Here is a 12,133-nt window from a genome sequence, read left to right on the forward strand (position 1 = left end):
GGTGATGGACAAGCATAGAACAATCAAGGGTATTTATGACTCTGTGGATCGGCATTTGCTCCCTTGCTGGAAACCATCCAGCAAGAGCAGGCGCCCGCAAGCTTGGCTGATCGATTCCTTTCCCGTGGCCTTGGCCAAGCAGGGGCTTTGTTTTAAAGCCCGCGTGGCCAAGGGCTGGTGGACATGGACTATTGCGCCATCAAGAAGCTGTACTATTATGGTGTGCAGTGCAGGTGATCGGCAGCCGTCAAACGGGTGCATTGCCCATGCCAGAATATATCGATATGACAGGTGCCAGTGCTCATGATGGCAAGGTACTGGATCAAATTCGTCCACTTGAATGATTTGGAACGGTACGGCGACAAAACTTATCAACACGGCCCGATGCCGAAGCTGTCAGACAAGCCCAGAACCTGACTGTCTTGACACCGGTTAAAAAACAACAAGGGCTGCGCTATCTGGAGTCGCAGGATCAATGGCTGTCCACCGCAGTTTCTCGCGTTCGCCAGCCGATTGAGGCGTTATTTGCCTGGATTGAAGAAAAAAACAGGTATCGAATGTGCCAGTAAAATACGTTCTTACAATGGACTGATGGTGCACGTCTTCGGCAAACTCGCGGCGGCTCTATTTTTCTGGAATTTTTCACGGACCAGCTCTTAATTCACGTTACAATTGTAGTATTAATTTGGATCCCCCAACTTTCTATAAAGTGTGCCGCGGTCAATGCCCAAAATTTTAGCCGCTTGCACTTTATTGTCCTGAGTCATTTCCAGGATGCGACGGATATAAGCCACTTCCAATTCCGCCAATGTCATTGCCTGATTTGCGGCCTTGGTTAAAAGACTGTCATCAATCGGTAACTGAGTTGCCTGAGCCAGGTCTTCCAGCAGGATCGAATCATGCTCGGCCAAAGCAACAGCTCTTTCCAGTGTATTAGCCAATTCACGTACGTTCCCGGGCCAGGAGTAAGCGCGAATCCATCTCATGGCTTCGATGGAGATGCCATGAATTTGTCTTTTCAGTTTTGTTTGGGCACTTTGCAATAAATGATTGACTAACTGGTCCAGGTCGGCTGAGCGCTCTCTTAAGGGCGGAATATCCAAGCGGATCACATTGAGCCTGTAATAAAGGTCTGAGCGCATCAGTCCATTTTGCAGAGCTTTTTCGATGGGTTGATTAGTGGCGGCGATAATGCGGACATCGGTGGCGATTTCGCTACCGGCTCCCACAGGCCTTACCTTGCCTGTTTCAAGCACCTGCAGCAGTTTAGGCTGGATCGCCAGCGGCATTTCTGCAATTTCATCCAGAAACAGTGTGCCGCCTTTAGCTTCAACAAACAATCCCAAACGATTTTCCTTGGCATCGGTATAAGCGCCTTTGCGCACGCCAAACAATTCGCTTTCCACTAAAGTAAACGGCAATGCGGCGCAATTGACTTGAAGAAACGGACCATCGCAACGTGAGCTATGATCGTGAATAAACCGTGCCAAAGCGCCTTTGCCAACCCCGCTTTCGCCAGTCAGCAGAACGGGCAAATCGATTCGTGCTGCTCGATTGGCAAGTTGCAGGATTTTTTGCATCTTCTGACTTTCTGCAACCAGTTCTCGAGACGCTAACTTTTCATCCGGCGTTGTAATTCGCACGACCTCTCGGCGCATTTGCCGATCCCTAAAGGCGCGTTCAATGGCGGAAGTCAAGTCGTTTATGGAAAACGGTTTGGTGACAAAACCGCAGGCGCCCGCCTGCAGGCTGCGCACGCCCAGGTCAATACTGCCGAAAGCTGTAATCAACAGAACCAACTGTCCCGGTTTCCGGGCATGAATGGCTGACATCAGATCCAGGCCGCGCATCCCCGGCATTTCCACGTCGCTGATGACCAAATCAAAATGCTCGGTTTCCAGGCGCCGCAATGCGCTCTGGGGATCGATTTCACCGCTTATCCTGTAACCGCTGGCAGCGAGCACTTCCACCAAATACTCGACAACGTTGCTGTCATCATCAATGATCAGCAATTGTTTATTTCTTTGCATAGTTTGATTAGTCGGTGCCATGATAGCGTTTATCCACAGGTAAAATAACGGAAATGGTACTGCCTTGATTGAGTGAGCTTTGGGCCTTGATGCCGCCATGATGAGCTATGACAATACTGCGGGCAACGGCGAGTCCAAGCCCCACACCGCCTTGTCCATGACGCGTAGTAAAAAATGGATCAAATAAGTGTTCTAGTGTTTCCGGAGTCATGCCGCAGCCGTTGTCCCTGACGATGACCTGCACTGCTTCGACAGTTTCACTACTATAAGAACTAGAGCTAAATTGGTGTGGCTGGATAAGCACATCGATTTGCCCTCCCGGATCGGTCGCAGACAAGGCATTTGTAATCAGGTTTAAGACAATCTGCTGGATGCCGTCACTATCAGCGTAAATCAACGGCAGGTCTGCTGTGGCTTCGAAGTTGAGGCTGACCTGTTTTTTATGAGCTTCGTATTCTAATAGATTCAGCACTGCGCTTATAGGCTCACACAGATCAATATAATTGTAATGTGGGGGGCGACGACGGGTAAACTCAAGCAATTGCTGAACGATATGGGTTATACGTTCGGATTGGGAGACCAGTATCCGTGCATGACGAATAACTTCTTCGGATTGATCTGGACGGAGCAACAGTTGTTCGGCGCGGCCTTTTAACACTTGCAGCGGCGAGCCGATTTCATGTGCCAGACCGGCTGATAACTGGCCTATGGTGATCAGTTTATCCGCTTCCTGAAAGGCCGCTTGAACCTGACGACGCGATTGCGCTTCCTCTTTAAGTTCTTGTCGAGCACTGGCCAGTTCTGCCGCCATGGTATTGAATGTTTTCAACAGGACGCCAATTTCATCTTCCTGATTACCAAGGGGGAGTGGCGAGAAGTTTCCATCTCGTATTTGTTTCATGCCGTTCTCCAGCCTTCTCAAAGGCCAACCGATATAAACCAAATAGATAAATCCGCTGAGCGGTGCGGCAATCAAAATAAAAGCAAGCGTGGAAAACGCCAGGTTGCGCTTAGTCACTTCAAGGTCGCGGCGCATTTCGCGCAAAGCACGTATAAAGACCAGTTTGCCGACCTTTTCTCCTTGCATATTCTGTAAGGGCAGAAGCAGAGTAATGTATTCGGGAACCTTTTCCGGATAAAAAAACTGATTACTCTCATCGTTTTTCAAGGCGACATGCAATCTTTCCTGGAAATCGCTTGCGTAGGAGTTGCTGAGAGGCTCCGGAAAAACCCTGCCGGTTTTATCATAAACCCGTAATTTCAGGTCCGGCTCAACATGCTCAAGCCCTTTCAGCAGTTCTGTGATATCAGCAAACTGCTTATCCCGCATGGCATTTTCAATGGCGATTTGCAGACTCTTGCCGAGTAATTTCGTTTGTAGTCTGGTAACACGAGTTAGATCTTTTTGCTCAATCGAAAGATGATGAAATCCATAACCGATAAATATCAGCAAGCCAATGGATGTTAAAGACAAGGTAAGCTTTGTAGAAATGCGCATGAAAATGAACTGTTGAAATATTCCACAGCATTGTACTTTATCGCAACACTCGTGCTTGCTGCAATCACTTTTAAGTATCGGAGACAGCGACTATTAAAGTGAATTGTATTCATCGATTAAAAATATTTGTTAAATAAATTCATATGGTTGAATTCTATTTGCGCTGACATAACGAAACGTGCCCTAATTTTTGTTTGATTGGCACAGTTTTTGATTAATTTGTATGATCTTCACCAGATACATACAAAATAATGCTCGAATATTTATCTATTATCTTTATTTCAGTTCTGTTGCTTACCGGTTGTAAAACGCCAGCTACTGAAGAAAAAGATCACAGACAGTCGCTAGCCGCTTCAACAGACAGTGCTCATTCCTCCCAAAATGAATCATCCGGCTTGCAAAACATCGGCAAGCGGAAAGAAATTTCGATTCCGCTAGAGTCTCGTCCCTACATAACGGTGGCAGCCGTCGCTCCGCAAGCTTTTACCGCCAAGGTGCAAGCTCCGGCCCGGGTGGAGTTTCGTTCCAAGGCATTATCGACAGTAGGCGCTGTCGTCGCTGGTCGCCTCGGCAAGATCAACGTACAAGTCGGAGATCGTGTTAAGGCGGGCACTGCCTTGGCGACCTTGGACAGCTCTGAAGCGGCGCAAATGCGCGCTGATCTTGCCCATGCAAAAGCAGAACTGCAACGGGCGGAGGACCGCGCCAGGCGTCAGGTCATCATGCAAAAAAGCGGCGTTGGCCTGGAAGTCGAGCGCGCTGAAGCGGAAATTCAGCTGCGACAGGCGCGAGCGGACTATGAGCGCAGTGCGCAAGCGATGCAACTGCTCGGCAGCGGCGCAGGCCAATCCATCGTTTTACGGGCTCCGGTTGACGGGGTGGTATTGCGGGTCAATGCCTCAATAGGGGCCGCCGTGGAAGCGGGCGCTGTGCTGTTTGAGCTAGGAGAACCTGGAGCATTGTGGGTTGTGGCGGATGTGTTCGACAGCGATTTGCCGCTGATAGAAAAAGGGGTCAAGGTCATGGTGCAGACAAGCGCACAGTCTGGCCAGGTATCCGGCCGTGTTGCCGCTGTCAGCGCCGCCATGCAGGCCGACCTGCGCCGCGGTGCGGTTTATATCGAGCTCGATGATGCCAATTCAATCCTCAAACCCGGCATGTTTGCCAGAGCGTCGATAGAGGCGGCAGGGCCTCATCGGATTGTACTGCCGACCACGGCCGTACTGATCAAAGATCAACAACAAACAGTGGTTTATGTGGAAACGGCCGAAGGCATGTTCGAGCCGCGCAATGTAACTGTCGGGCAGGCGCGGGACGGCCGGGTTCCGGTGCTTGAAGGAATCGGCGAGGGCGAGCGGGTAGTGACATCAGGTACGCTGCTGCTTGATTCTGCAGCAGCCATGTTGTTGTAGGAGACAGTCGCCATGTTGCGTCCCTTGATCGAACACTGCGTGCACAGACGCCTTGCCGTTATTGTAACGGCGCTGGTGATTACTGTTTTTGGCATACACGCTTTTTTGGAAACGCCCATTGAGGCTTACCCGGATGTGACCAATACCCAGGTGACTGTGATCACTTTGATGCCCGGCTATGCGCCGGAAGAAGTCGAGCGGCAAGTGACGGTGCCCCTGGAACGGGTGCTGAACGGTACGCCGGACATGATTCAAATGCGCAGCCAGAGTCTGTTCGGCTTGTCCCTGATCACCATTACTTTTGAAGATCATGTCGACAGTTTCCATTCACGGACGGAAATTTCCCAACGTATTTCCGGCGCCGAATTGCCGGAGATGGTAACGCCGGTATTGGCGCCCGATTACACGCCTTTGGGCGAGATTTATAAATTCACGCTGGTCAGCGATCGCCATTCGCTTTACGAACTGCGCTCAGAAATGGAATGGAACGTTTCGCGCACCCTGCGCCAGATACCCGGCGTTGCCGATGTGCTGACCTTTGGCGGCTATTACAAGGAAATCCATATCGAAATCGACCCGGCCCGCGTTGAATCGCTGGGCCTGACGCTGGAGGAAGTGGGCAAGGCCGTTGAAAGATCCAACCGCAACGTCGGCGCAGGTTTTCTCAGTTACGGCGATCAGGAAATGATCGTGCGCGGCATAGGAAATCTGCTCTCGCCGGAGGACATCAAAAAAATCGTGCTGAAAAACAAGGACGGTACGCCCGTCACGGTGGGCGATGCGGCGCGTCTGGTCCAGGCTTACACGCCGCGCAGAGGGACTGTGGGCTTGGATGAAAAGAAGGACGTGGTTGAAGGCATGGTTCTGCTGCGGCGCGGCCAGAATCCTTCGCGGGTACTCGATGCCCTGCACAGCAAGGTGGATGAGCTGAATGCGCGCATCCTGCCGACCGGCATGCGCATAGAGCCGTTTCTCGATCGCGCTGATCTGGTGAGCAGCACCCTGCATACCGTTTTTGACAATTTGCTGCACGGCTTCATTCTGGTCGTGGGCGTTGTCTGGCTGTTTTTGCGCAGCATCCGCGGTTCGCTGATTGTCGCGACCGTGATTCCATTGTCCCTGTTGGTCGCTTTCCTGGGGCTTTACCAGTTGGGTATGCCGGCCAACCTGATCTCTATGGGCGCGATTGATTTCGGCATCATTCTGGATGGCGCCGTGGTGTTGATTGAAAACGTCATTCACCAGGCTTCGCACCGCAAACCGCAGACGCGCCGGGAGATGCTGCATTTGATCGCCGATGCGGCTGTCGATGTTGCCAAGCCGGCGTTTTTCGCGATGCTGATCATTATCGCCGCCTTGATTCCGGTGTTTACGCTGGAGCGGGTGGAAGGGCGGATATTCAGGCCGCTGGCGATGACTTACAGCTTCGCCTTGTCCGGCGGTCTGATATTTGCGCTGTTTCTAGTGCCGGCGCTGTGCGCGACGTTTATCCAGCCTAAACACGCTTTGATTGAAGAGCCCCGCTTTTTGGAGCGGCTGCGGCAGCGGTATGCGCGGCTGCTGGATTACGCGTTGCGCCAACGGAGCGTGGTGCTGTCGGCGGCCGGCGGATTGTTGCTGGCCGGGGCTATTGCGGGCACTGGGCTGGGTACGGAATTTTTACCGGAACTGGACGAGGGCGATATCCATGTCTTCGTTGAGATGCCGGCGAGCGTTTCGCTGGAAAAAGGCCAGGAAATCTTGCTGGATATGCGCCGCCGGCTGCTGCAGTTTCCCGAAGTCAAGGGCATCCTGAGTCAGCAGGGCCGCTCCGAGGACGGGACGGACAACGAAGGCGTCAACATGAGTGAAACCTTCGTCCATCTCAAACATCATGAGCAATGGCGGGAAGGCTGGGACAAGGAAAAGCTGGTCGATGCCATGCGCACCTCGCTGGAGGAAATACCCGGCGTGCGGTTTAACTTCTCGCAACCGATTAAAGACAACGTCGAAGAAGCGGTCAGCGGCGTGCGCGGCAAAGTGGTGCTGAAAATCTACGGTCCCGACCTTGAAATAATGCGCAGCGCACTGGAAGACGTCAAATCTGTATTGGCCGATATTTCCGGCGTCATTGATCTGGATCTTTACCGGGAATCGCGCGTGCCGCAGCTGCAGGTCAACCTGGACCGTTCTGCACTGGCCCGCAACGGCTTTGATATAGACAGCGCGCAGAACACCATTGAAATCGGCATGGCCGGCAAGGTGGTCTCGGAACTGTGGCAGGCCGAGCGGCCTGTGCCTGTGCGGCTGATACTGCCGGCAACCGAGCGGGGCGACGCGGAAAAAATCGGCAGCCTCAACATTGCCAGTCCATCGGGCGCCTATATACCTCTGCATGATCTGGCCGCTATCGAAGTCGCGCGCGGACGGACTTCTATTGAGCGCGAAGCCAACAGCCGTTATATGGCGCTCAAGTTCAATGTTGAAGGCCGCGATTTGGGCTCGGTTGTCCATGAAGCGATGGATCTAGTCTCAACAAAAGTCAAAGTGCCGGAAGGGCATTTCCTGGTCTGGGGCGGCGAGTTTGAAAATCAGCAGCGCGCTATGGCGCGGCTCGGCGTGGTGGTGCCTATCGCGGTGCTGATCGTGCTGGGCTTGCTGTACAGCGCACTGCAATCGGCGCGCAGCGCGGCGGCGATATTGATTGTAACGCCGTTTGCGATGACCGGCGGCGTGTTCGCCTTATTGCTGACCGGCATCCCGCTGTCGGTCAGTGCCGCGATCGGCTTTATTGCCTTGCTGGGACAGGTCTGTTTAATGGGCTTGCTGGTGATCAGTGCGACAGAAGAAATGCGGCGTGGGGGCGCCGAGTTGATGTCAGCGGTCAGGGAAGGGGCAATACTGCGTTTGCGCCCGGTCTTGATGGCCTCATTGCTGGCTTTGCTGGGCTTGTTGCCGATGGCGCTGTCCACCAGCATCGGCAGTGAAACGCAACGCCCGTTTGCGGTCGTGATTGTCGGCGGCATGTTGACCACGTTCCTGGTGGCCATGTTCGTATTGCCGGTTATCTACACGCTAGTGACTTCAAAACAGATGTTAACGCCTGAAGAGGCCGACGAATTATTAAATAAACAATAAGAATGAAGAAGTATTATTTAAACATGAAAACAATCAGGGCACAGGCCAGGGTGGGTGCGGTGCTCGTGATGCTGTTGAACAGTCCGTTCGCTTTTTCTGAAGAGCCGGCGACAAATCAGGGCTTGCCTAATGTAGTGTCTATTCGCCAGTTGTTGCAGGTGGTCAGGGAAAAAAGCCCGCGCTATGCGGTTGCGCGCAGCCAGATTGAGGCGGCGCAAGCCGAAGTTGTAGCGGCAAGCGTGCTGCCCAATCCCAAAATCAGCTATGGTCGTTACGATCAGGCGGGCGGGCAAAGGAATACCCAGTTCGATGGGCCCTCGCAACAGAACATTACCGTCGAGGTACCTATGCTGCTGGCCGGCCAGCGCGGTGCGCGCAGGGAATCTGCGGAAAGGCAGGTCGAGGTTACCGAAGCCAATGTCGAAGCCGAATACAATCGCCTGATCCGCGAAACCTGGCGGCTGTTTGTGCAATTGCTGACTGGGCAGCAACGTTTGGCGGTATTGGAAGAAGCTGATCAGGAGCTGGAACGGATGCAGAACATCATTACCGGTAAAGAAAATGCCGGCACTGCCAGCCGTTACGACGTCATGCGCATCACTCAGGAGGTCCTGAACCTGAAAGCGAAGCTGGAAAGCGCGCGTACCGATAATGCCAGCACGGCGGGCGAACTCGGCGTGTTATTGGGATTTCCGAATTGGAAACCGCAGGCCGAAGGCGTACTGAAACCGATAGGCATAAAAGCCGATGTCGATACGCTTTGGTCACAGGCCGAGCAGGCCAATCCTGAACTGGAAAGCGCGCGCAGGGAGATTATTGCCGCCGATTCAGGACTTGAACGGGCCAAGCGTGAACGATGGCCCATTCCCTCACTGATGCTCGGCACGGCTTTTACCGACCAGCCCTATGGGAATGCGGTTTTTTCGGGCCTGTCTGTGGATGTGCCGCTATTCGACCGAGGACAAGGCGGCATGGCCCGGGCCTCGGCCGAAAAGCATGCGGCGCTGCTCAAGCGGGAACTGCTTTTGTCTTCAACGCGCCAGGAACTGGAACGCGCTGTCGAGGTGGTCGCCAGTCGTAGGGCAACACTGGCCAAATTCGAGCGCGATGTCGTCGCGCCACTGCCGACTCTAAAGCAGATGGCTGAAGATGCTTATCGTCTGGGACGATCCGGCCTTCTGGAACTGCTGGATTCTTCGCGCTCCAACACTGAAATCAGACTGAATCATCTTGAACTGTTGACGGCTGAAATTCAGGCCGAGCTCGACGCCATGATGGCTTCTGGGCAATTGGCGGCTGCCTTTGAAGATTTGAAGTAAACCCAGAAGCATTGGCCGGCTGGTGATAATAAAGCTGAAGCAGTTCCGAAAAATCAACAGACTGTTCCTGCAAGGGCAATTGAGCGCTGGGTTAGTTACTTCAAATTTTCCAGGATGTTGTTGGACTTATTCGGGCGGCTGCCACTTACTACTCTCTCACTTGGCAAAAAATATGCACTTAAATTCATTCGATTATTTCAGAGGTCTGGCCATTATGTTTATCGTTGCCGGCCATTCTTGTGTCTACTGGGGCTTGGAAACGTTTTATGAAAAAGTGTTTGCCAACTTAGTAACAGGCGGCACCACTTTTTTTGTTTTTATTTCCGGTTTCTTTTTTCATCATGTTTTTTACTTCAAATTTCAATATAAACAATTCATATTGAAAAAAGTGAAATATGTTTTATTGCCGTATACCTTATTCACTCTAACCGGCATTATATGTTTTGTTTTTTATTTGGATCGCCCGCCTTATGCTGAAGTTTTTATCACTGATCATTTAAATAACTGGCATCAATATATAAAACTGTTCATTCAGTACTGGTGGATGGGAAGTATCTTGGATGCTTATTGGTATATACCTTTCATAATGATTATTTTTGCTCTCTCCCCACTATTCATTAAGCAGATACAGTTGCCTATGAAGACTCAGGTAGGGCTGTTTATTTTTCTATTAGGCATTTCCAGCTTGATTCATCGCCCATCTTATAATTTATCGCACCTGCATTCCGTGATTTATTTTATTCCTGTTTACATGTTGGGCATTATCTGCTCTATAGAAAGAGCTCGAGTATTTAAGTTTTTGGAAGGAAAGAGCTTGGTTTTGGGATTCTCTGTTGTTTTGATATCAGTGGCACAAATTCTGATCTATGATAAATATGGAAATTTTCATAAGGAAACGATGTTTTCTTATGAGGGGATTGATTTAATGATTATCCAGAAAATACTGATGTGTTTTTTTCTGTTATCGGTAACACAGAAATTTGATCATAAAAACATACCTTTTTTAAAGTATATATCAGCGGCGAGTTTTGCCATTTATTTCCTGCATCCCTGGATACTTTATTCTTTTGATTATTTATCAGTTTTTCAACGCTACAATTTCCTTCCGGGATTTTTGGGCTTCGTGATCACGGTACCCTTGGTCATAGCGATAAGCTTGTCTATAGCCATAATATTTAAAAGAGTTTCTCTTAATAACAGCCGTTTTATTATCGGCTGGTAAGGCTATGCATAGAACTCGGGGAAAAGTGAATAACAAGCTGTCCATGTATCACATCAGGCATTAATCTTAAATGCATATAAAATCGAAGCCGCGAATAAAAACATCAGCCAGGCCGCCGCTGCCGTAACCGAGCGGTTGCGGGCAAGCACGACAGCATAAATCGCCTTCAGCAGATTATTACTGCCGCTGGCCAATATCACGGCGGAAACAATGGCCGAAGCGGATACGGTGAATTCGCCGCTCAGCAGCGACAGAATAAAAGGATCGATATCGGTAAAACCGACAACGATAGCCAGAAAATTCAGCCCGCGGCCGCCATAGTTGCTGGTTACGTATTGCGTGATGGCGGCAAACATCATAAACGACAATGCGAACACAATGGCAGTCGATAACTCCAGCGGATGCTCAATAGTGCCCGCAGCGGAGGGCTGCGATAAATCATCCTTGAAGCGGAACAAGGCGAAAACGGTGCAGATAGACAACAGAATGGCTGCAAGAAACGGAGCCAGCAGGCGCTGGCCGGCAGCAGGGGCAAAAAGAAAAATAATGGCCAGCAGCCGGATATACATCATGGCCGTTGCCATAATCAGCGCCGATGAGACAAAGGGAGCGGCCTCCGCCAGATGATGAGCGCGGCGTCCGATAACAACGGTGGCGACGGTGCTGGAATAAAGACCGCTCAAAATACCGGTTATCATCAGGCTGCGGCTCTTGAAAAAATAAGTATTGATCAGGTAGCTTAAGTAAGAGAATCCGGACACGATGATCACCGCCAGCCAGACTTTGTCATAAGTAACGGGCATCATCGGCGCGATGGGCTCGTTGGGCAGCAGCGGCAGAATGACGCCGGAAATGATCAGGAATTTGGCCAGCGTTACGATTTCCTCATTGGCCAGTTTATCGGAAATACGATGGATCAACGGCTTCTCGCCGAGCATTAAAATCAGCAAGACGATAAAAAGTATCAGAAACCAGCTGGGGAAAAGGCTGACGATAGGCCCTGTCAGATAAATCAGCAGCGCAAGCAAAGCACTGAACAGCGACAGCATCCCTTTCAAGGATAACCGCCAGTAATAGATCAGCAGCATGCTTCCGAGCAGAAGCAGGCCGTAGCCGAACAAAACATGCGTAGCATCGATGGTATACAGAATGAATCCCAACAAGCCGATCAGAACAAAAGTTCGTGTGCTGCCAAAATGGAATTTATACTGATTCATGCGCTGATAACGGCGAAATTCCAGGCCGACTACAAAAGAGAATGCCACAGTCAGGGCAAACTCAATCAAGAGGGGAGGAATGGTGTCTGGAAATTCCATGATCTGATCCTTGAGCAGCTATTGCGGTCAAGATGGTACCGGGTCTTGAAATATTGGACTCCGATTGACAGGCATCTATCACCGGACATTTTTTTATTTCCATATTGCTCTTTATGAGATTTAATAACGCATCTGTTCATTTGCGCCTTGACGATAAAGAGAAGGGTATTGACTTAAGTACATTTACTAATTATGTTGCGCGCACAAATGCGATATAAG

General features: G+C 50.9%; 8 protein-coding genes. 5 read left to right on the forward strand and 3 right to left on the reverse strand.

Annotated elements, in window-relative coordinates; translation table 11 throughout:
* Window positions 1-191 precede the first annotated feature (191 nt).
* Window positions 192-344 carry a hypothetical protein gene (locus V2P20_RS05830; RefSeq protein ID WP_331817042.1) on the forward strand — a complete coding sequence of 51 codons (153 nt, stop codon included), beginning with the start codon at window positions 192-194 and terminating at the stop codon, window positions 342-344.
* A gap of 336 nt (window positions 345-680) precedes the next feature.
* On the opposite strand, the gene V2P20_RS05835 is transcribed toward V2P20_RS05830, so the two are convergent.
* Window positions 681-2,051: a sigma-54 dependent transcriptional regulator gene (locus V2P20_RS05835; RefSeq protein WP_331817044.1), complete on the reverse strand. Its 1,371-nt coding sequence runs from the start codon at window positions 2,049-2,051 to the stop codon at window positions 681-683.
* Window positions 2,038-3,528, reverse strand: coding sequence for an ATP-binding protein (locus V2P20_RS05840; protein ID WP_331817046.1), 1,491 nt, complete (start codon window positions 3,526-3,528; stop codon window positions 2,038-2,040). The genes V2P20_RS05835 and V2P20_RS05840 overlap by 14 nt, the downstream gene beginning before the upstream one ends.
* A gap of 251 nt (window positions 3,529-3,779) precedes the next feature.
* Between V2P20_RS05840 and V2P20_RS05845 the strand changes: the two genes are divergently transcribed.
* From V2P20_RS05845 to V2P20_RS05860, 4 genes are all read left to right on the forward strand, one after another.
* Window positions 3,780-4,940: an efflux RND transporter periplasmic adaptor subunit gene (locus V2P20_RS05845; protein ID WP_331817048.1), complete on the forward strand. Its 1,161-nt coding sequence runs from the start codon at window positions 3,780-3,782 to the stop codon at window positions 4,938-4,940.
* 12 nt (window positions 4,941-4,952) lie between these two features.
* Window positions 4,953-8,057 carry a CusA/CzcA family heavy metal efflux RND transporter gene (locus V2P20_RS05850; protein WP_331817050.1) on the forward strand — a complete coding sequence of 1,035 codons (3,105 nt, stop codon included), beginning with the start codon at window positions 4,953-4,955 and terminating at the stop codon, window positions 8,055-8,057.
* A 23-nt stretch (window positions 8,058-8,080) separates the two neighbouring features.
* Window positions 8,081-9,376, forward strand: coding sequence for a TolC family protein (locus V2P20_RS05855; protein WP_331817052.1), 1,296 nt, complete (start codon window positions 8,081-8,083; stop codon window positions 9,374-9,376).
* Between the two features lie 79 nt (window positions 9,377-9,455).
* Window positions 9,456-10,598: an acyltransferase gene (locus V2P20_RS05860; RefSeq protein WP_331817054.1), complete on the forward strand. Its 1,143-nt coding sequence runs from the start codon at window positions 9,456-9,458 to the stop codon at window positions 10,596-10,598.
* A gap of 53 nt (window positions 10,599-10,651) precedes the next feature.
* On the opposite strand, the gene V2P20_RS05865 is transcribed toward V2P20_RS05860, so the two are convergent.
* The gene (locus V2P20_RS05865; protein WP_331817056.1) at window positions 10,652-11,914 is read right to left on the reverse strand and encodes a DUF4010 domain-containing protein; all 1,263 of its coding nucleotides are present in this window, start codon (window positions 11,912-11,914) and stop codon (window positions 10,652-10,654) included.
* Window positions 11,915-12,133: the final 219 nt, after the last annotated feature.

The sequence above is a fragment of the Methylobacter sp. Wu1 genome, from assembly GCF_036553575.1.
Taxonomy (GTDB): Bacteria; Pseudomonadota; Gammaproteobacteria; order Methylococcales; family Methylomonadaceae; genus Methylobacter.